The sequence below is a fragment of the Arthrobacter sp. NPDC080082 genome, from assembly GCF_040686595.1.
GTDB lineage: Bacteria > Actinomycetota > Actinomycetes > Actinomycetales > Micrococcaceae > Arthrobacter.
This window is the reverse complement of the sequence record NZ_JBFBKQ010000002.1, coordinates 127,550-147,114: the sequence shown is the minus strand read 5'-3', so window position 1 is coordinate 147,114 and position 19,565 is coordinate 127,550. Positions and strand designations below refer to the sequence as shown.

The 19,565-nt window shown below is 71.1% G+C and carries 17 protein-coding genes; 8 read left to right on the top strand and 9 right to left on the bottom strand.

The window, feature by feature from the left end; translation table 11 throughout:
* Nucleotides 1-112: 112 nt before the first annotated feature.
* On the top strand, nucleotides 113-1,363 hold the full coding sequence (locus AB0O44_RS04950; protein WP_364134988.1) for an MFS transporter: 1,251 nt from the start codon (nucleotides 113-115) through the stop codon (nucleotides 1,361-1,363).
* 26 nt (nucleotides 1,364-1,389) lie between these two features.
* Here AB0O44_RS04950 and ftsY read toward each other — a convergent pair whose 3' ends face one another.
* Both ftsY and smc read right to left on the bottom strand, forming a co-directional pair.
* On the bottom strand, nucleotides 1,390-2,586 hold the full coding sequence (gene ftsY / locus AB0O44_RS04945) for a signal recognition particle-docking protein FtsY (RefSeq protein WP_364134985.1): 1,197 nt from the start codon (nucleotides 2,584-2,586) through the stop codon (nucleotides 1,390-1,392).
* Between the two features lie 57 nt (nucleotides 2,587-2,643).
* Nucleotides 2,644-6,252, bottom strand: coding sequence for a chromosome segregation protein SMC (smc, locus tag AB0O44_RS04940; protein ID WP_364134982.1), 3,609 nt, complete (start codon nucleotides 6,250-6,252; stop codon nucleotides 2,644-2,646).
* A 263-nt stretch (nucleotides 6,253-6,515) separates the two neighbouring features.
* Here smc and AB0O44_RS04935 point away from each other — a divergent pair, with 263 nt between their 5' ends.
* The 3 genes from AB0O44_RS04935 to AB0O44_RS04925 are packed head-to-tail and all read left to right on the top strand — an operon-like array spanning nucleotide 6,516 to nucleotide 11,232.
* Entirely contained in the window at nucleotides 6,516-7,538 is a 1,023-nt protein-coding gene (locus AB0O44_RS04935; protein ID WP_290257521.1) for a 3-oxoacyl-ACP synthase III, read from the top strand.
* Complete coding sequence (locus tag AB0O44_RS04930) at nucleotides 7,532-10,207, top strand: alpha/beta fold hydrolase (RefSeq protein WP_364134978.1); 2,676 nt, start codon at nucleotides 7,532-7,534, stop codon at nucleotides 10,205-10,207. Before AB0O44_RS04935 ends, AB0O44_RS04930 begins: the two co-directional genes overlap by 7 nt.
* Entirely contained in the window at nucleotides 10,204-11,232 is a 1,029-nt protein-coding gene (locus tag AB0O44_RS04925) for an NAD-dependent epimerase/dehydratase family protein (protein ID WP_364134975.1), read from the top strand. Before AB0O44_RS04930 ends, AB0O44_RS04925 begins: the two co-directional genes overlap by 4 nt.
* On the opposite strand, the gene mutM is transcribed toward AB0O44_RS04925, so the two are convergent.
* The 5 genes from mutM to coaD form a co-directional block, all read right to left on the bottom strand.
* Nucleotides 11,168-12,157 carry a bifunctional DNA-formamidopyrimidine glycosylase/DNA-(apurinic or apyrimidinic site) lyase gene (gene mutM / locus AB0O44_RS04920; protein ID WP_364134972.1) on the bottom strand — a complete coding sequence of 330 codons (990 nt, stop codon included), beginning with the start codon at nucleotides 12,155-12,157 and terminating at the stop codon, nucleotides 11,168-11,170. The two genes, AB0O44_RS04925 and mutM, sit on opposite strands and share 65 nt — an antisense overlap.
* Nucleotides 12,158-12,165: 8 nt before the next feature.
* Entirely contained in the window at nucleotides 12,166-12,915 is a 750-nt protein-coding gene (gene rnc / locus AB0O44_RS04915; protein ID WP_364134969.1) for a ribonuclease III, read from the bottom strand.
* 21 nt (nucleotides 12,916-12,936) lie between these two features.
* Complete coding sequence (gene rpmF / locus AB0O44_RS04910; RefSeq protein WP_056738282.1) at nucleotides 12,937-13,140, bottom strand: 50S ribosomal protein L32; 204 nt, start codon at nucleotides 13,138-13,140, stop codon at nucleotides 12,937-12,939.
* A gap of 36 nt (nucleotides 13,141-13,176) precedes the next feature.
* Nucleotides 13,177-13,701, bottom strand: coding sequence for a DUF177 domain-containing protein (locus AB0O44_RS04905; protein WP_364135790.1), 525 nt, complete (start codon nucleotides 13,699-13,701; stop codon nucleotides 13,177-13,179).
* 83 nt (nucleotides 13,702-13,784) lie between these two features.
* Nucleotides 13,785-14,264 carry a pantetheine-phosphate adenylyltransferase gene (gene coaD / locus AB0O44_RS04900; protein ID WP_290257515.1) on the bottom strand — a complete coding sequence of 160 codons (480 nt, stop codon included), beginning with the start codon at nucleotides 14,262-14,264 and terminating at the stop codon, nucleotides 13,785-13,787.
* A gap of 48 nt (nucleotides 14,265-14,312) precedes the next feature.
* Between coaD and AB0O44_RS04895 the strand changes: the two genes are divergently transcribed.
* The 3 genes from AB0O44_RS04895 to AB0O44_RS04885 all read left to right on the top strand — a co-directional run bounded on the left by AB0O44_RS04895 (nucleotide 14,313) and on the right by AB0O44_RS04885 (nucleotide 17,226).
* The gene (locus AB0O44_RS04895; RefSeq protein ID WP_364134964.1) at nucleotides 14,313-15,233 is read left to right on the top strand and encodes an SDR family NAD(P)-dependent oxidoreductase; all 921 of its coding nucleotides are present in this window, start codon (nucleotides 14,313-14,315) and stop codon (nucleotides 15,231-15,233) included.
* 95 nt (nucleotides 15,234-15,328) lie between these two features.
* The gene (locus AB0O44_RS04890; RefSeq protein ID WP_364135787.1) at nucleotides 15,329-16,441 is read left to right on the top strand and encodes an aminotransferase class I/II-fold pyridoxal phosphate-dependent enzyme; all 1,113 of its coding nucleotides are present in this window, start codon (nucleotides 15,329-15,331) and stop codon (nucleotides 16,439-16,441) included.
* Nucleotides 16,438-17,226: a fused MFS/spermidine synthase gene (locus AB0O44_RS04885; RefSeq protein ID WP_364134961.1), complete on the top strand. Its 789-nt coding sequence runs from the start codon at nucleotides 16,438-16,440 to the stop codon at nucleotides 17,224-17,226. Before AB0O44_RS04890 ends, AB0O44_RS04885 begins: the two co-directional genes overlap by 4 nt.
* 28 nt (nucleotides 17,227-17,254) lie before the next feature.
* On the opposite strand, the gene AB0O44_RS04880 is transcribed toward AB0O44_RS04885, so the two are convergent.
* On the bottom strand, nucleotides 17,255-17,740 hold the full coding sequence (locus tag AB0O44_RS04880) for a MarR family winged helix-turn-helix transcriptional regulator (protein ID WP_290257511.1): 486 nt from the start codon (nucleotides 17,738-17,740) through the stop codon (nucleotides 17,255-17,257).
* Nucleotides 17,741-17,970: 230 nt separating this feature from the next.
* On the opposite strand from AB0O44_RS04880, the gene AB0O44_RS04875 reads away from it, so the two are divergent.
* Nucleotides 17,971-18,948 carry an ABC transporter substrate-binding protein gene (locus AB0O44_RS04875; RefSeq protein WP_364134957.1) on the top strand — a complete coding sequence of 326 codons (978 nt, stop codon included), beginning with the start codon at nucleotides 17,971-17,973 and terminating at the stop codon, nucleotides 18,946-18,948.
* Nucleotides 18,949-18,951: 3 nt separating this feature from the next.
* Here AB0O44_RS04875 and rsmD read toward each other — a convergent pair whose 3' ends face one another.
* Nucleotides 18,952-19,554 (bottom strand): 16S rRNA (guanine(966)-N(2))-methyltransferase RsmD, encoded by a 603-nt coding sequence (gene rsmD / locus AB0O44_RS04870; RefSeq protein WP_364134954.1) that lies wholly within the window; start codon nucleotides 19,552-19,554, stop codon nucleotides 18,952-18,954.
* Between the last annotated feature and the right edge of the window lie 11 nt (nucleotides 19,555-19,565).

Below are 19,565 nucleotides of genomic sequence, written 5' to 3'. Positions count from 1 at the left end.
GGCTGTTACAAGAACCTCCCGGAAGTAAATGGTGCGTCTCGCGCTTGTTACGGTTGTGTTTCACGCGGACCCATCCCCCCACCGGCCTCATCCAGGCATCGAAAGCAGCACCATGAGCAAAACAGCCCGTCCCGCCAGGGATTCCAGCCTTCTCTCCGCCCTAAGGCCCTCCCGCGGTCCGCGGCTCCCCCGCGACATCAAGGTGATGCTGGCCGCGGCCTTCCTGATCGCGCTGGGCTTCGGGCTGGTGGCGCCGGTGCTCCCCCAGTTCGCGACGACGTTCGATGTCGGGGCGACGGCGGCGGCGGTGATTGTGAGCATCTTTGCCTTCATGCGGCTCGTCTTCGCCCCGGCAGGCGGTGCGCTGATCGTGCGCCTCGGCGAGCGGCCGGTGTACGTCGCCGGGCTGCTGATCGTGGCGGCGTCGACGGCGGCGTGTGCCTTCGCCCAGGATTACTGGCAGCTGCTGGTGTTCCGCGGCCTCGGCGGCGCCGGCTCGGTGATGTTCACGGTGGCGTCGATGGCCCTGGTGGTCCGGCTGGCCCCGCCCGAGAGCCGCGGCCGGGTTTCCGGTGCGTACGCCTCGGCCTTCCTGATCGGCAACGTCTGCGGCCCGATCGTCGGTGGCCTGCTGGCCGGATTCGGCCTGCGGGTGCCGTTCCTGGCCTACGCCGCCGCGCTGGTGCTGGCCGCCGCCGTCGTCCAGACCCAGCTCACGCACGTCCCCTCCGGGTCCCGGGAGGCCGGCACAGCCGCTCCGGCCATGCTGCTGCGCGACGCCGTGCGGGACAGCGCCTACCGCGCAGGGCTGGCCTCCAGCTTCGCGAACGGCTGGGCCACGTTCGGGGTGCGGATGGCAACGGTGCCGCTGTTCGCCGTCGCGGCCCTGGGCGCCGGGGCGTCCTCCGCGGGCTGGGCGCTGGCGGTGTTCGCGGCCGGCAACGCCGTGGCGCTGACGTTCTCGGGACGGCTCGCGGATTCCGCCGGCCGGAAGCCGATGATGCTGGCCGGCCTGGTGGTCACCGGCCTGGCTACCGCCTCGATTGGCCTGACGCACGATCTGCCGCTGTTCCTCCTGGCCTCCACGGTGGCCGGCATCGGTTCCGGCCTGCTGGGCCCGGCGCAGCAGGCCGCGATCGCGGACGTGATCGGCAACGAACGCTCCGGCGGCAAGGTGCTGGCGGTGTTCCAGATGACGCAGGACAGCGGCGCGATCGTGGGGCCGGTCATCGCAGGCCTGCTGGCGGACCGGCTGGGTTACGGCTGGGCCTTCGGCGTCACCGGCGGGGTACTGCTGGCCGCGGCCGCCGGATGGCTGCTGGCGCGGGAAACGTTCCGGCCCGCAGCCCCGGCGGCCGCTTAGGGCACCTGGTCCAGCTCAGGATCGCCCTAGTTCAGGATCGCGTCCACGAAGCTGTCGGCGTCGAACGGGGCCAGGTCGTCCGCGCCTTCGCCCAGACCCACGAGCTTGACCGGGACGCCGAGGGTCTTCTGGATCGCCACGACGATGCCGCCCTTTGCGGTGCCGTCCAGCTTGGTGAGCACGATGCCGGTGATGTTAACGACCTCGGCGAAGACCCGGGCCTGGTTCAGTCCGTTCTGGCCGGTGGTGGCGTCCAGGACCAGCAGCACCTCGTCGACCTCGGCGAGCTTCTCAATGACGCGCTTGACCTTGCCGAGTTCGTCCATCAGGCCGACCTTGTTCTGCAGGCGGCCGGCGGTGTCGATCATGACGACATCGACTTCCTGGTCGATGCCGGCCTTCACGGCCTCGTAGGCGACGGAGGCGGGGTCCGCGCCGTCGATGTCGGACTTGACCGTGGGGACGCCGACGCGCTGGCCCCAGGTGGCCAGCTGTTCGGCGGCGGCGGCGCGGAAGGTGTCCGCGGCGCCGAGCAGGACGTCCTTGTCTTCGGCGACCAGGACGCGGGCCAGCTTGCCGACGGTGGTGGTCTTGCCGACGCCGTTGACGCCGACGACCATCATCACGGCCGGCTTGTCCGCGTGGCGCTGGACGTTCAGGCTACGGTCCATGGTCGGGTCGACGAGCTTGAGCAGTTCCTCGCGCAGTAGCGCCTTGACCTCTTCCGGGGAACGGGTGCCCAGGACCTTGACGCGGGCGCGGAGGGCGTCCACCAACTGCATGGTCGGCTCGGTTCCCAGGTCCGCGAGCAGCAGGGTCTCCTCGACCTCGTCCCAGACGTTCTCGTCGATCTTGTCAGAGGACAGGAGGGCCAGCAGCCCCTTGCCGAGGACGTTGTTGGACTTGGCGAGGCGTTCGCGCAGCCGGGTCAGCCGGCCGGCGACCGGCAGCGGCGTTTCGACCGGGAGGGTCTCCAAGCCGGCGGCGTCGTCCGGCACCTCCACGGTTCCGAGGTCCTCGAGGCCTTCGGTGTCCCGGGCGGGGGCGCCGGTCCGGTCCTCCAGCAGGGTCCCGCTGACGGTGCCCTGGACGGGGTCGTTGGCGTCACGCTGCGTGGGGTAGTTAGTGATGTTCCTCCGGGTCCTCACGAGCACCGGAATGAGGGCACCGATGACCACCAGGGCAACGATAATGGGCAGGATGATAGGGAGGATGTCGTTCACTCCCCTAGCTTCTCATAACCGCTAAAGCCGCCGGTCAGCGGCCCAATCGGCCCCGGCTCAGACCTCGGCGCCGAGCCGCTGGCTGATCACGGTGGAGACGCCGTCGCCGCGCATGGTGACGCCGTAGAGGGCGTCGGCGACCTCCATGGTGCGCTTCTGGTGGGTGATGACGATCAGCTGGCTCGATTCGCGGAGCTCCTCGAAGATCGTGATGAGCCGGCCCAGGTTGGTGTCGTCGAGGGCCGCCTCCACCTCGTCCATGACGTAGAACGGCGAGGGCCGGGCCTTGAAGATGGCCACGAGCAGCGCCACGGCCGTCAGGGACCGCTCGCCGCCTGAAAGCAGCGAGAGGCGCTTGATCTTCTTCCCCGCGGGACGGGCCTCCACTTCGATGCCGGTGGTCAGCATGTCGCTGGGGTCGGTCAGGACCAGCCGTCCCTCACCGCCCGGGAAGAGCCGGGCGAAGACCCGGACGAACTGCCGGGCGGTGTCCTCGAAGGCCTCAGCGAAGACCTTCTGGACCCGGTCGTCGACGTCCTTGATGATGTCCAGCAGGTCCTTGCGGCTGGCCTTGAGATCCTCGAGCTGGGTGCTGAGGAACTGGTGGCGTTCCTCCAGCGCGGCGAATTCCTCCAGGGCCAGCGGGTTGACCCGGCCCAGGGCGGCAAGGTCCCGTTCGGCCTTCCGCAGCCGTTTTTCCTGTTCCTCCCGCACGAAGGGCTTGCCCTCGAGGATGGCGCGGCCGTCTTCGTCCACGGGCGCGCGCAGGGCCGCCCACTTGTCCCCGGTCTCCTCCGCCGGCACCGGCACCGGCTGGTCCGGGCCGAAGCTCCCCACCAGCTGGTCCGGGCTGAGCCCGAGTTCCTCGACACTGCGCAGCTCGAGTGCCTCGATCTTGAGGCGCTGCTGGGCCCGCGCCAGCTCGTCCCGGTGTACGGAGTCGGTCAGTTCCGTCAGTTCGCGGGCCAGGGCGTCGTTGCCGGTCCGAACCTCCGCCAGTTCCTGGTCCAGCCGGGTGCGGCGCTCCTCGGCAAGGTCCCGGTCCACGCGGGCCAGCTCGACCGACACGTCCAGGAAGCGGGCCACCTGGGCGACGGCGGCGGAGACGGCGGCGGCGCGGCGGGCCTGCAGGGCGCGGCGGCGGGCGCGTTCGGCTGCCTCGGCGCGGGCCTGCCGCTCGGTGGCGGCGGCCCGTTCCAGCGAGGAAGCACGGTTGCTGATGGCGGTGAGCTGTTCCTCGGCGCTGCGAAGGCCCAGCCGGGCCTCCATCTCGGCCGCGCGGGCCGCGGCCGCGGTCTGGGCGAGGGCGTCCCGTTGGTCCTGGGAAGGTTCCTCCTCCGCAGGGGCCTCCTGCGCGGCGGCCAGCCGGGCGGCCACCGTTTCCAGGGCATCCTGTTCGACCGTGACCGCGGCCTCGGCGCGGGCCAGGGAGGCGGCCAGGCGTTCGCTCTCCCCCGCGGCGCTGCGGAGCACGGAATTCAAGTGCCCGAGGCGTTCGGCCACGGCCGCGAGCCGGGCGTCGGACTCGTGGAGTTTGTCCAGGGCCGCGTCCGCGCGCTCCTGCGCTTCCGCCCGCCGGGGCGCCGCGGCCGCCAGGGCGAAGCGGGTGCGTTCCAGCTCCGCGGTCACGGCGGCCAGCCGGGCGGCGGCGTCGTCGACGGCGGCCTGTACCTCCAGCAGCGACGGGGCCGAAGCCGAGCCGCCGCGGACGGCAAGCGCGGTGAAGACATCCCCCGCCCGGGTGACGGCGGTCAGCTCCGGGTGGTCGGCCAGCAGGGACGCGGCGGCGTCGTCGTCCTCGACGACCGCGGTGCCGGCCAGCAGCCGGTCCAGCAGCCCACGCACGGGCACGGCGTCCGCCGCGTCGGCCGCCGGAGCAACCAGTCCGGCCGCCGGGCGTGCCCCGGCCGGCAGCGCCGCTGTCCCGGGCACGTCGTCCCGGCTCCCGGCAACGGCCGCGGCGAGCAGCAGCGACGCACGGCCGGCGTCCTCTTCCCGGAGCAGGCCGAGCGCGGCGGTGGCCGCGGCCCGGTCGGCCACCACGACAGCGTCGGAGCAGTGGCCCAGCGCCGCCGCGATGGCGGCCTCGTAGCCGGCTTCGACGGCCAGCATCGACGCGAGCGGGCCGAGAATCCCGGCGAGGCCGGAGGAGGCGACGTGGCCGGAGCCGTCCTTACGGTTCAGGCCGAGCTGCAGGGCCTCGTGCCGGGCCGCGAGTGCACCGCGTTCCCGGTCGGCATCGCGTTCGGCGGCCTTCAGCGCGTCGATCTCGGCGGTGACGGCGTCGAGTGCCTCGCTGGCGGCCTCGTACTCGGCGTCGAGGCTCTCTTCCCCGTCTTCGACTCCCGCCACCTGGGACTCCAGGGCGGTGAATTCAGTCTGGGCCTGGCGCCGGCGTTCCTCGCCGGCGGTCAGTGATTCGCGCAGCCTGCCCACCTCGGCCTGCGCGGATTCGACCCGGGAACGGGCCGCGCCGACCTGCCCGGCCAGCCGGGCCAGGCCCTCGCGCCGGTCCGCGGCGGCCCGCAACAGGGCGTCGAGGCGTTTGGATTCGGCGGCGGACGCGGCCTCGGCCTCCTGCTTGGCGGCGGTGGCGTCCGCGAGCGCGTCCCGCCGCAGCCGGATCTGCTCTTCCAGCCCGGCCTGCTCGGTCCGGACACGGGCGGCCTGCTGGTCCAGGTGGTCGGGGTCCCGGCCCGTCGCGGGTCCCGGGTCCGCGGCGCCGAGCAGGCGCCGGCGTTCCTCGGCCAGCGATCCGAGGGAGCGGAGCCGTTCCCGCCCGGAGGAGAGCCGGTACCAGTTGTCACGGGCGGCGTTGAGGGCGGGCGTAGCCTCGGCGGCCTGCTGCTCCAGTTCCGCCTGGCGGCGCCGGCCCAGGTCCAGGTCCCGTTCGACGACGGAGCGCCGGGCCTTGAGCGCCGATTCGTCCGCGACGTCCCGGGCAAGCGTGGACTGCAGCCGGACCAGGTCGTCGGCGAGGAGCCGTGACCGCGCGTCCCGGACCTCGAACTGGACGGTCTGCGCGCGGCGTGCGACGGCGGCCTGCTTGCCCAGCGGCGTCAGCTGCCGCCGGATCTCGGCCGTCAGGTCCCCGAGCCGGGCCAGGTTGGCCTGCATGGCCTCCAGCTTCCGGACCGTCTTTTCCTTCCGGCGCCGGTGCTTGAGGATGCCGGCGGCCTCCTCGATGAAGCCGCGCCGGTCCTCGGGGGTGGCGTGCAGGACCTTGTCCAGCTGGCCCTGTCCGACGATCACGTGCATTTCCCGGCCGAGGCCGGAGTCGGAGAGCAGTTCCTGGATGTCCAGCAGCCGGCAGGGGGCACCGTTGATGGCGTACTCGGACCCGCCGGTGCGGAACAGCGTGCGCGCGATGGTGACTTCGCTGTACTCGATCGGGAGGGCGCCGTCGCTGTTGTCGATGGTCAGCGACACGTGCGCCCGGCCCAGCGGGGGCCGGCCGGAGGTGCCGGCGAAGATGACATCCTCCATCTTGCCGCCGCGCAGGGTCTTGGCGCCCTGTTCGCCCATCACCCATGACAGGGCGTCCACCACGTTGGACTTGCCGGAACCGTTGGGACCCACCACGGCGGTGACGCCGGGTTCGAACTCAAAGGTCGTCGCGGACGCGAATGACTTGAATCCGCGGACGGTCAGGCTTTTGAGGTGCACGGTGGTTCCGGTCTCCTGCTGTGGGTGAGGTAAATGAAGCGGTGGCAGCCGCTACCGGCTACATACAATCTACTGCGGGGCACCGTCAGAATCCGCGCCATCGCGGTTCCGGCGGCGCGCTGGGCCCCTCTGTCCCCGCCGTCGATGCCGTGGACTGCATATGCAGGAATGGATGTGCAGCGGGCATAGTTAAGCACTTGGGCTTGTGCTTGACGGCGCAGTGAGCCGCAGGAGCGCAGGACAGATACGAACAGAGGCTTGATTTGATAGGCAATGCCACCTTCCGGCACACCAACACCGCGTTGCTTTCGGTGAGCAGCGTCGAGGCGCCCACGATCGTGAGTTCCCGCGACTTCGACCAGGCCCTGGCCGGGACGCTGCGCCGGTTGAAGTTCCCGCCGCGCCTGCTGGAGCGGGTCGCCGGGATCACGCACCGGCGCTGGTGGGCCCCGGGGACGGCGTTCGACGACGCCGCCGTGGAAGCCGGCGCCAAGGCCCTCGCCGAGTCCGGAATCGCGGCCTCCGACGTCGGGCTCCTGATCAACACCTCGGTCACCCGCCGGAACCTCGAACCGTCTGTCGCGGTCAAGATCCACCACGGGCTGGGACTGCCTTCCTCGGCCATGAATTTCGACCTGGCCAACGCCTGCCTGGGCTTCGTCAACGGCATGACCTTGGCCGCCACCATGATCGACTCCGGCCAGATCAAGTACGCCGTGATCGTCAACGGCGAGGACGCACAGGCCACCCAGGAGGCCACCCTGGCCCGGCTGCAGCGTCCCGAGACCACCCGCGAGGACTTCAACCGCGAGTTCGCCACCCTCACCCTCGGCTCCGGCGCCGCGGCCGCCGTCCTGGGTCCCGCGGACCAGCACCCGGGCGCGCACCGGGTCGTCGGCGGCGTGGTCCGCGCCGGCACCGAACACCACGAACTCTGCGTCGGCGGCATCGACGGCATGGCCACGGACACCAAGGGACTGCTCGACGGCGGCCTGCAGCTGGTGGTGGACGCGTGGCGCGAAGCCCAGCCGGAGTGGGACTGGGCCTCGATGGACAGGTACGTCACCCACCAGGTCAGCAACGCCTACACCCAGGCCATCATCGACGCGATCGACCTGGACCCGGACAAGGTGCCGATCACCTTCCCGCACTGGGGCAACGTGGGCCCTGCGTCCCTGCCGATGACCCTCGCCGCAGAGGCGCAGACCCTCACCAGCGGTGACCGCGTGCTGTGCATGGGCGTCGGTTCCGGCCTGAACACCGCGATGGTGGAAATCGCTTGGTAGCCGCCACCTGGCCCGGCGTCGATCCCGCCTGGTCCCGCGAGATCGACGTGCCCGCGACCTCGGGTGCCGGGACCGCGCCGGGCCCTGACAAGCACGGCACAAGGCGCCGCTGGCACATCCTGGACAACGCGGCCCAGCTGGCCGAGCGTGGCCTCACCCCCGCCGGAACCCTGCTGTGCGTCCACGGCAACCCCACCTGGTCCTACCTCTGGCGGACCCTGCTGGCCGCAGGAACCGACCCCGCCCACCCCTGGCGGGTGGTGGCGGTGGACCAGCTGGACATGGGATTTTCCGAACGGACCGGCACCTTCCGCCGCCTGCAGGACCGGATCGACGACCTCGGCAACCTCACCGACGAACTCGGCCTGACGGGACCGGTCGTCACGGTCGGCCACGACTGGGGCGGGGTCATCAGCCTCGGCTGGGCGCTGGCCCACCAGGACCGGCTCGCCGGCGTCGTCCTCACCAACACGGCCGTCCACCAGCCCGCAGGGGTGCCCATCCCCGCGGCGCTGCGGCTCGCGCTGCATCCGGCGGTGCACCGCTGGGGCACGACGACGTCGGACGCCTTCCTGCGCGTGACCCACGCCCTGGCGCACCCGGCGCTGGACCCCGCGGTCCGCGCGGCGTTCATGGCCCCGTACCGCAACGCCCGCCGCCGCGCCGGGGTGGGCAACTTCGTGGCCGACATCCCGGCCGATGCCTCCCACCCCAGCTACCCGGCCCTGACGGCCGTCGCCGAGGGGGTGCGCGGACTCACTGTCCCGGCGCTGATGCTGTGGGGACCCCGGGACCCGATCTTCTCCGACCGGTACCTCAAGGACCTGGTTGGCCGGCTGCCGCACGCCCAGGTGCACCGCTTCGAGGGGGCCGGCCACCTGATGGCCGAGGACCGCAACATCGCGGATCCCATCTTCACCTGGCTCACCGAACACGTTTCCGACGCTCCCACGGCAGAAGCCGCCGCACCGGCCGCCGCAGAGACCGCCGGGACCGGGCCGCTCTGGGCCCCGCTGACCGTCCTTGCCTCGGGCCCCGACGCTGACCAGACGGCCGTAGCCGAGATGGCGCCCCACGGGGGCGTGTCCCGCTCACTCAGCTGGCGCGAACTGGACCGGCGGGTCACCGACCTGGCCCGAGGCCTCAGCGGCGCCGGCGTCGCCGCCGGGACCCGGGTCAGCCTGATGGTTCCGCCCGGAGTGGACCTCACCGTCGTCCTCTACGCCTGCCTCCGCGTGGGCGCCGTCGTGGTCGTGGCCGACGCCGGGCTCGGGCTCCGCGGCCTGAGCCGCGCCGTGCGGGGAGCCACCCCGGACGTGCTGATCGGCATCGACAAGGCCCTCGCCGCGGCCGCCGCCCTCGGCTGGGAGGCCCGGCGCTTCAGCGTCCGCGACCTCCCGGCGGCCCGCCGCCGGATCCTCGGCGTCGAAACCTCCCTCGAACGCCTCGGTGACACCGGCGCGGCGGCCGACGCCGGCCTGCCGCCCGTCCCGGCGGCCGACGCCCCCGCCGCCGTGCTGTTCACCTCTGGGTCCACCGGCCCGGCCAAGGGCGTTCAGTACACGCACCGGCAACTCGCCGCCATGCGGGACACCCTCGCCGCCACCCTGGACCTCCGCCCCGGCACACGCCTGGTGGCCGGCTTCGCGCCGTTCGCCCTGCTGGGCCCCGCCCTCGGCGCCGTGTCCGTCACCCCGGACATGGACGTGACCCGGCCCCGCACCCTGACGGCCCGGGCCCTGGCCGATGCGGCCGCCGCCATCGGCGCCACGGTGGTCTTCGCCTCCCCCGCCGCGCTGCGCAACGTCCTGGCCACCCGGGACACCCTCACCCCGGAGGGCCGGCAGGCCCTGGCCGCCGTGGACCTGCTGCTCTCGGCCGGGGCCCCGGTACCGCGAAGCCTGCTCGAGGACCTTCAGGACCTGGTCCCCGCAGCCGGACTCCACACCCCCTACGGGATGACCGAGGCCCTTCCCGTGACAGACATCAACCTGGTGCAGATCCGGGAGGCCGCGGCCGATGCCGCCGCCGGGACGGTGCCCGGCGCCGGAAACGGCATCTGCGTGGGCCGGGCGGTGCACGGGGCCGAACTGGCGGTGGCCCCGCTCGCCGCGGACGGCACCGCGCCGGGCAACCGGCCGGTCACGGACGCGGGAGTGACCGGGGAAATCCTGGTCCGCGCCGCGCACGTCAAGGACTCCTACGACCGGCTGTGGCTGACCCAGCGCGAGAGCGCCCGGACGGCGGGCTGGCACCGCACCGGCGACGTCGGGCACCTCGACGCCGCCGGACGGCTCTGGGTGGAGGGCCGGCTGGCGCACGTGGTCACCGCCCCGGGCGGCGTCGTCACACCCGTCGGAGCCGAGCAGGCCATCGAGGCATTGTCCGGGGTCGGACTCGCCGCCGTCGTCGGCGTAGGGCCGGCCGGCACCCAGGCGGTCGCCGCAGTCGTCGAGACCGTTCCGGCCGTCCGCAAGGCGGGACCGGCCGAGCCCGGGCTCGCCGGCCGGGTCCGCGCCGCCGCACGGCGGGCCGGCGTCGAGGTCTCCGCCGTCCTGACCGTCCCGGCCCAGCCCACCGACATCCGCCACAACGCCAAGATCGACCGGACCCGGCTGGCCCGCTGGGCGGGCTCCGTGCTGGCCGGCGGGCGGCCCGGCACGCCGTGAGGATACTGGTCACCGGCGCCAGCGGGCTGCTCGGCGGCGCCGTCGCCCGGCTGCTGGTGGAGCAGGGCCACGAGGTCACCACTTTCCAGCGCCGGCCCTCCGGGGTTCCGGCAGCCGCAGACCTGCACGGTTCCGTGACGGACGACGCCGCCGTGCGCAGTGCCGTCGCAGGCATTGACGGCGTCATCCACCTCGCCGCGAAGGTCTCCTTCACCGGCCGTCCCGATGACTTCGATGAGGTCAACATCGCTGGCACCGCCCGGCTGCTGGCGGCCGCCCGTGACGCCGGCGTTCGGGACCTGGTGTTGGTCTCCTCCCCGTCGGTAGCCAATTCCGGGCAGGCGATCGCGGGCCTCGATGCCGAACCGGCGGACCCGGCCCGGGCGCACGGGGACTACTCCCGCACGAAGGCAGCCGCCGAACTGCTGGCCCTCGCGGCGGACGCACCCGGTTTCCGGGTCACCGCCGTACGGCCGCACATCGTCTGGGGACCCGGCGACACCCAGCTGGTCGAACGGGTCCTGGAACGCGCCGCACAGGGCAGGCTGCCGCTGCTGGACGCCGGCGGCGCCCTGATCGACACGACATACATCGACAACGCGGCGGCCGCCATTGTGGCAGCGCTGCACCGCATGGACCGGGTCCACGGGCTGGCGCTGGTGGTCAGCAACGGCGAGCCGCGGCCGGTGGGTGAGCTTCTGGCCGGAATCTGCGCCGCGGGCGGCGTGCCAGCGCCGGCGTGGTCCGTGCCGGGACGCGTGGCCCGGGCCGTGGGGTCACTCGTGGAGAAGGCCTGGCTCCGGTCCGGCCGGGTGGAGGAGCCGCCGATGACCCGGTTCCTGGCCGAGCAGCTGTCCACGGCGCACTGGTTCGACCAGCGCCGGACCCGCGAGCTCCTCGACTGGACCCCCGCGGTCAGCCTTGACGAGGGACTGGCCCGGCTGGCGGCGCACTACGGTGCTACCAGCGGCCGTTCCGCGGACGCGGCTGGCACACCGGGCAGGTGTGCGCCGAGCGGTTCATGAACTGCTCGCGCTTGATCAGGCTGACGATTCCGTTCGCGGCGCAGCGCCGGCACTCCTGGCCCTCCCGGCCGTAGGCGTTCAGGGACCGTTCGAAGTAGCCGGAGGACCCGTTGACGTTCACATAGAGGGAATCGAAGCTGGTGCCTCCGGCGGCCAGGGCGTCAGTCATGACCTGCCGGGCCGCGTCGAGTACACGTTCGGCGTCGGCGCGGCGCATCCGGTCGGTGGCGCGGGCGTAGTGCAGCTTGGCCAGCCACAGCGCCTCGTCCGCGTAGATGTTCCCGATGCCGGAGACCAGGCCTTGGTCCAGCAGGGCACGTTTCAGCCCGGTCCGGCGCGCCCGGAGGCGGCGGTAGAACAGGTCGAAGGAAAAGTGCGGGTCCAGCGGGTCGCGGGCTATGTGCGAGGCTTCCTCGGCGATCAGCGGCAGCGGGGTCTCGGCCAGGCCTCCCGGGCCGCCGTCCGCGGTGGGGATCAGCGAGGTCAGGAACAGGCCGCCGAAGATCCGCTGGTCCACGAACCTGAGCTGCTCCGGCATGCCCGCGGCCGGGCTGAGCCGCAGCCGGATCTTCAGGTGCTTCTCGTCCGGGACCTCGGCGTCCTGCATCAGGAGCTGCCCGGACATGCCCAGGTGCGCCATCAGGGCGACGTTCGCGGCGCCGCCTGAGGCATCGGCGCCACCGGCCGTAGAGGCGCCGTCGGACGCCTCTCCGGAGGCGTCCGCGAGCGGCAGCCAGAGGAATTTGCCGCGGCGGACCACGTCCAGGACGCGGGCGCCCTGCAGGTTGCCGATGAAGTCAGCGGGGCCCAGGGCGTGCCGGCGGACGGACCGCGGGTCCAGCACCTCGACGCCGGTGATGGTCCGGCCGCGGACCCAGCTCACCAGGCCGCGCCGGACCACCTCGACCTCGGGCAACTCGGGCAAGGGCGTTCCTAGCTGCCGGCCGGGGCGGCGGCGGAATCGCGGCGGCCCGCGCCGTCAGCGGCGTCGCCGTCGGACTCCGCGGGGGCGGACAGCCGGCGCCACGCGTCGGCGGCGGCTTCTTGTTCCGCTTCCTTCTTGGAGTTGCCGGTGCCGGTGCCGTAGTCGGTGCCGCCGATGCGCAGCACGGCCTCGAAGGTCCGGGCGTGGTCCGGGCCGGACCCCTCCACCGCGTAGTTGATGGTGCCGAGCTGCCGGCTGGCGGCGAGCTCCTGGATGCTGGTCTTCCAGTCGGTGCCGGCGCCCAGGGCGGCGGCGTCCTTCAGCAGCGGACCCACCAGGCGCATGACCAGCTGCCGGGCTGTCTCCAGGTCATTGGAGAGGTAGGTGGCGCCGATCAGCGCCTCCATGGTGTCCGCGAGGATGGAGGCCTTGTTCTTGCCTTGGGTGAGCTTCTCGCCCTGGCCCAGGTAGATGTAGTCACCCAGGCTGATGCTGCGGCCGATGCCGGCCAGCGCCCGGGTGCTGACGACGGCGGAGCGACGCTTGGCCAGTTCACCCTCGGGAAGGTCTGGGTTGTCACGGTAGAGCGCGTCCGTGACCGAGAACCCCAGGATCGAGTCGCCCAGGAATTCGAGCCGCTCGTTGGTGGGGATGCCGCCGTTTTCGTAGGCGTAGGAACGATGGGTGAGAGCAAGACGAAGCGTCCCGGCGTCAATAGAGACACCGAGACGCTTCAGAAGCTCTTCAGTTGAAGACATCTTAGTCAGCCTGTTGGCGGATTAGACGTCTGCGACCTTGCGGCCCTTGTACTCAAGGAACAGCGCGGTGCCAGCCGAGTCGGTAACGACCTTTGCCTGGTGCGGCAGGCTGTAAACAACCTGGCCGTTTTCCACGGTCTTCACCAGGTGGGGGGCGGTTGCCTTCCACTGGGAGCGGCGGGCGCGGGTATTCGAGCGAGACATTTTCCGCTTGGGAACAGCCACGGCTAACTCATTTCTCTCTAGTCCAACACTTACAAATCAGTTTTGCCGGTCAGGCTTAGCCAGGTCGGCTAGGGCAGCCCAGCGAGGATCCAGGACCTCGTGGTGGTGCCCCGGCTCGTCTTCCAGGCGAACTCCGCATTCGGAGCAGAGGCCCTGGCAGTCTTCCCGGCACACCGGCTGGAACGGCAGCATGGTGACAACTGCGTCCCGCAACACCGGTTCAAGATCGATTAGATCGTGCTCGACTCGACGTTGCTCTTCTTCGTCTTCTCCGTCAGAGAATTCAGCATCCTCGTAGAAGAAAAGTTCTTGCACATTGACCTCTTGGTCATACGCAAGGGGATCCAGGCATCGACCGCATTCGCCGGTTACTTCGACGTGTGCGGTGCCCGATACCAGAATTCCTTCGTGTACGGCCTCCAGGCGCAGATCCAGCTCGACATCCGAACCTTCCTGCACACCAATGAGCGCCACGCCGAGATCACCCGGCGCGGGTACATGTTCTTTCAGTGTCCGCATGCTTCCCGGACTGCGTCCGAGGTCCTTGACGTCGAACGCCAGGGGCGAACTTGCATCTCGCTTAATGAGAACTCCTGTAGAACATATGACCGACGTACTATCTTAGCCTGATTCTTCGAGCGGACTCAAACCGCCCCGCCGGACCCCAGACGCCGCAGAACCGACTTCGGCACGAACTCCGAGACGTCGCCGCCGAGGGTGTGGACTTCCTTGATCAGGGTGGAGGACAGGTGCAGGTAGTGCCCCTCGGCGGGGAGGAAGACCGTCTCGACGCCGGTGAGCTGGCGGTTCATGGTGGCCATGGGCAGCTCGTAGTCAAAGTCGGAGGAGGAACGCAGCCCCTTGACGATCGCGGAGGCACCCCGCCGGCGGCAGTACTCGGCCAGCAACCCCTCCCCCACGGGCTCGACCACGATTCCGCGCAGCGAGGCCAGCGTCTCCCGGGCCATGCCGATCCGTTCCTCGAGGGTGAAGCGGTACTTCTTGGCGTAGTTGGTGGAGACCGCGACGATGACCTCATCGAACAGGCTCGCGGCCCGTGCAATGACCTCCAGGTGGCCGTTGTGGATGGGGTCGAAGGAGCCTGGGCACACCGCGCGTCTCATCCTCCGAACCTACCGCATGGGGCTTGCGGGCCGGGATAGCATGGCGGCATGTCAGCATCGAAGAGTTCTTCTGCCGCGCCTGTGTCCGCGCCGTTCAGCGTTTCGGGAGGGACGGTCCTGGTGACCGGTGCCGCAATGGGCATGGGCCGGCTGTACGCCCTGCGCGCTGCAGGGGAGGGTGCCGCCGTCGTCATCCTCTGGGACGTCGACGCCGCGGGCCTGGCCTCGACCGCCGCGGAGGTCACCGCTCTGGGTGCGCGCGCCGTCGTCCGCCAGGTGGACCTGGCCAGCCGGGAGGCAATCGCCGACGCCGCCGCCGAGGCCGCCGCGGAGGGCCCCCTGACCCTGCTGGTCAACAACGCCGGGATTGTCCGCGGCGCCCTGTTCTGGGAGCACGACCCGGCACGGGACATTGCCTTGACCATGGACATCAACGCCCTCGCCCCGATGTACGTCGCCCACGCCTTCCTGCCGGCGATGATGTCCGACGCCGGCCGTCCCCGCCGCATCCTGAACATCGCCTCCGCGGCCGGCACCGTCTCCAATCCGCGGATGAGCGTCTATGCCGCCTCCAAGTGGGCGGTCATCGGCTGGAGCGACTCGCTGCGGCTCGAACTCGAGCAGCAGGGCTTCGACCACCTCAAGGTCACCACCTTCTGCCCCAGCTACATCTCCACCGGCATGTTCGCCGGCGCCCGCGGACCGCTGTTCACGCCCCTGATGACCCCCGGGGATGCCATCAACCGCGCCTGGAATGCCATGCAGGAGGGCCGGCCGCAGCTGATCGCCCCGGCGACGGCGCAGCTGGGCAAGGTGCTGCGCGGGCTGCTGCCGGTGCGCGCCTGGGACTTCGTGGGCGGCAGGATCTTCGGCATCTACACCACCATGGACAAGTTCACGGGCCGGACCGCCACCCCCGCCGGCACGGCGGCCAACCAGTCACCGGACACGACGGCGGGCACGCCGTGACGCAGGGCCCGAATCCGGCACCCTGGCAGCGGACGGCCACCGGAGCGAACCTGCTCGGCGCCGACGGGACCCTGGGCGTCACCATCTTCGAGGAAATGACCACCCTGGCGCTCTCCACCGGCGCCATCAACCTGGGCCAGGGCTTCCCGGACGAGGACGGCCCGGCCGAGATCAAGGACGCCGCGAAGGCCGCCATCGCGGCCGGGGCCAACCAGTACGCACCGGGCAAGGGGATCATCGAGCTGCGCGAGGCCATCTCGCTGCACCAGGAACGCTTCTACGGCCTGACCCCGGACCCGCAGACCGAGGTGATCGTCACCACCGGCGCCACGGAGGCCATCGCCGCCGCGCTCCTGGCCCTGGTGGGCCCGGGCGATGAGGTCCTCACCTTCGAACCGTTCTACGACTCCTACGGCGCGATCATCGGCCTCGCCGGCGCCACACATATCACCGCGCCGCTACTGGCCCCGGATTTCATGCCGGACCTCGACGCCCTGGAGGCCGCCTTCAGCGACCGGACCAAGGTGGTGCTGGTGAACAACCCCCACAACCCCACCGGGGCGGTCTTCCCCCGGGAGGTGCTGGAGCGCGTCGTCGCCCTCGCCCGCCGGCACGACGCCGTGATCGTCACCGACGAGGTCTACGAACACCTCACCTTCGGCCCCGCGCACCTTCCCGTCGCCGGGTTGCCCGGCGCCGCGGACCGCACCCTGACCATTTCGTCCGCCGGCAAGACCTTCTCCTTTACCGGCTGGAAGATCGGCTGGATCTCCGGCCCGGAGCAGCTGATCTCGGCCGTGCGCACGGTCAAGCAGTTCCTCAGCTACAGCTCCGGCACCCCGTTCCAGAGTGCGATCGCCCTGGGGCTCGGCCTGCCGGACGAGTTCTATGCGGGCATCGCGGACACCCTGCGGCTGAAGCGGGACATCCTCAGCGAGGGGCTGCGGGCCGCCGGCTTCGATGTCTTCACCCCGCAGGGCACCTACTTCGTCAACGTGGACACCGCGCCGCTGGGCATCACGGACGCCCTGGACCTGGCGCGGCGGCTGCCTGAGCTGGTGGGCGTCGCCGCGATCCCGGTCCCGGTGTTCTGCCACGCCGAGGGCGCCGAACGGACCCGCAGCCTGCTCCGCTTCGCGTTCTGTAAGCGGACGTCGGTTCTCGCCGAGGCCGCGGAGCGCCTGGCGAATCTGCGGGACCGGCTGTGAGCGCCCGGTCCCCGGAGGGCTCGCGGTTCCTGCGCACCACCGGCCAGCACGCCGCGATCGAACGGGACGAGTTCACCGACGGCGGCTACATCCTCAGCATCGGCGGCGCCGAACAGTCGCACGTCAACCTCGCCGAACCGGACGACATCTTCTACGAGTACCTGCGGCGGATCGGGCACATCGTCGACCTCGCCGCGCCGTGGGGCGAACCCGTCACCGCCCTGCACCTGGGCGCCGGCGCCCTCACCCTGGCCCGCTACATCCAGGCGACCCGGCCCGGGTCGGTGCAGTACGCGGTGGAACTCGAACGCGAACTGCTGGACTTCGTGCTGGAGCGGCTGCCCATGCCGGAGGGCACAGAACTGCACACGGTCATCGGCGACGCCCGGGAGTCCCTGGCAACCCTGCCGCCGGAGCTGCGCTTCGACGTCGTCATTCTGGACATCTTCTCCGGCTCCGAGGCGCCCGCCCACATCGCCTGCACGGAGTTCTACCGGGAGGCGGCCGCCCGCCTCACGCCGCGCGGGGTGCTGGTGGTCAACGTCGGCGACGAGCCGGGCCTGACCCTGGTCCACAGCCAGGTGGCCGCGCTCCGCCGGGCCATGGCGGACGTCGCCGCGTTCGCCGAGTCCGGCCTGTTCTCCGGCCGCTACCCCGGCAACATCATCCTTGCCGGCACGCAGGGCCCCTGGCCGGTGCAGTGGACGGCCGCGCTCACCGCCCGCGGGCCGCACCCGGCGAAGGTGCTCACCGGCGTCGAGCTGGACGCGATCGCGGAAGCGTAAGGGGCCTGGGACCGCAGAACCCGGCTGCTCAGCCGAAGGCGATCTTCCGCAACAGCTCCCTCAGCTGGTCCCGCTCGGCGCCGCTGAGTGCGGCCAGGGACGTGTTCTCGGCGTCCCGCACCGCCCCCGCGGCCCGGCCGTACAGGTCCCGGCCGGCGGCGGTGGCCCGGATGACCTTGGACCGCCGGTCCCGCGGGTCGGCGGCGCGTTCCACCAAGCCGCGGGCCTCCAGCGCATCCACCAGCGAGACGATCTGGCTGGGGTCCAGGCGCAGGAAGCCGGAGAGCTCCCGCTGCGAGGGGTCGGTGCCGCTGCAGGCCAGGGCCAGCACGGAGTAGGAACGCACCTTCAGCTCCAGTGGCGCCAGCAGCGCGTTGGCGTGGCCGATGCCCACCGAGCGGGCGCGGGCGGCCAGAAACTCGATCTCGCCGGCCAGCTCGCTGGCCAGCAGGCGGTCCGGAACGGCGGCGGAGCCTTCCCCCTGGTCCGGGTCCGGCGTGAGTGGTGCGGCCACAAATCCTCGCAGTTCTTGGCGGGTGCGCGGGGCGCATGACAGCAGCAACATTACCCGCGGCCCCTGCCGCGGTCCTCCGGCGGCGCGCACAGAGATCGTTGGAAAAATAATGATTGACTTTATCAATTATGTGGGTTGTCATTTATGTAATCCGGGGCCCGCCGGAAAGGCGGTTAGCGGCCGTGCGGGCTCCGAAGGCCGGATAACTTACCCCAAGGAAGTGGACTGTTATGAAGAGACTGACCTTTGCCGCCGTCGGCGTTGCCGCCGCGGTGCTCCTGACGGCCTGCGGCGGAGGATCCCCGTCCGGCACCGGATCCGCGGCGCCTGCCGCAGGGGCGGACGGTCTCCGCAGCATCAGCGTCGGCGTGATTTCGATCGCGCCGTCCGCTGCCGTGCAGATGGGCATCGACGAGGGCATCTTCGCCAAGCACAAGCTCAAGGTCGAGCTGCAGAGCGGGCAGGGCGGCGCGGCGATGCTTCCCGCCGTCTCCACCGGCACCATGAACTTCTCCGTCGGCAACCCGCTGTCCGTTCTCCTGGCCAAGAACAAGGGCCTGGACATGAAGATCGTCACCGGGTACTCCAACTCCCTGGCCACCGGCGAGGACATCAACGGCGTGGTCGCGAAGGCCAATTCCGGCATCACCTCCGCCAAGGACCTCGCCGGGAAAAAGGTCGCCGTCAACACCATCAACGCCCAGGGCGACCTGACCATCAAGGAGGTCGTCTCCCAGCAGGGCGGCGATCCGAACGCGGTACAGTTCCTCGAACTGCCCTTCCAGGACATGGGCGCTCAGCTGGCGCAGGGCAACGTGGACGCCGTCTGGGTCCCGGAGCCGTTCCTGTCCAAGCTGCTGGCGGACGGCAACAAGCTGGTCACCTACAACAACCAGGCCGCGCTGCCCGGGCTCCCCACCATGGTGACGTTCACCAGCGGCAACTACGCCCAGCAGAACCCCGAGGTGGTCAAGGACTTCAAGGCCGCCATGACGGAGACGCTCAGCATGGCCCAGAGCAACCCCGACAAGGTCCGGGCGCTGCTGCCGGCGTTCATGAAGATGCCGGAAAACGTCGCCAAGACCCTGCGCCTGGAGAAGTTCGACGGCGCCGTGGACGAGCCGACGCTGACCAAGCTTGGTGCGCTGATGGCCAAGTACAAGATCGTTCCCTCGGAGCCGGACGTCCCCGGCACCATCCTGAAGTAGGGGCTACTCCCCGGCGTCGCCGGCGGTCTCCTCCGTCGGCACGCCGGGCTCGGCGAACCAGAGCCTGGTCTCGCCATATTTCTTCTCCGCGAACCGTTCCAGCCCCTCGGGCCAGGACGGTTCCGGCGTGCGGGCGGAGCGTTCGACCACGACGACGGCGCCCTCGGCCAGGAGCGGCAGGAGCTTGGCCAGCACGGCGGCCAGGGCGTCCTCCTCGAGCGGGTAGGGCGGGTCCAGGAACACCAGGTCCCAGCGGGTTCCCTCCCCCGCCCGTTCCAGGAACGATTCAACCTTGGAGCGGTGCACCGAGACCACCTTGCGCCGCAACGCGGTGTTGATCAGGTCCGCGTTGCGCTGGCAGACCTCGGAGGCCTTGGCCGCGAACTCCACCAGGTCCACGCCGGCGGCACCACGGCTGGCGCTTTCGACGCCGAGGGAGCCCGAGCCGGCGTAGAGGTCCAGCACGCGGGCGTCGGAGATCACTTCGAACGCGTCCAGCCGGGAGAACAGCGCCTCCTTGACCCGGTCCGTGGTGGGCCGGGTCAGGGAGCCCGGGACCCCGGCCAGGGTGGTGCCGCCGGCCGCGCCGGCGATGATCCGGCTCACGGGCGGCTCTC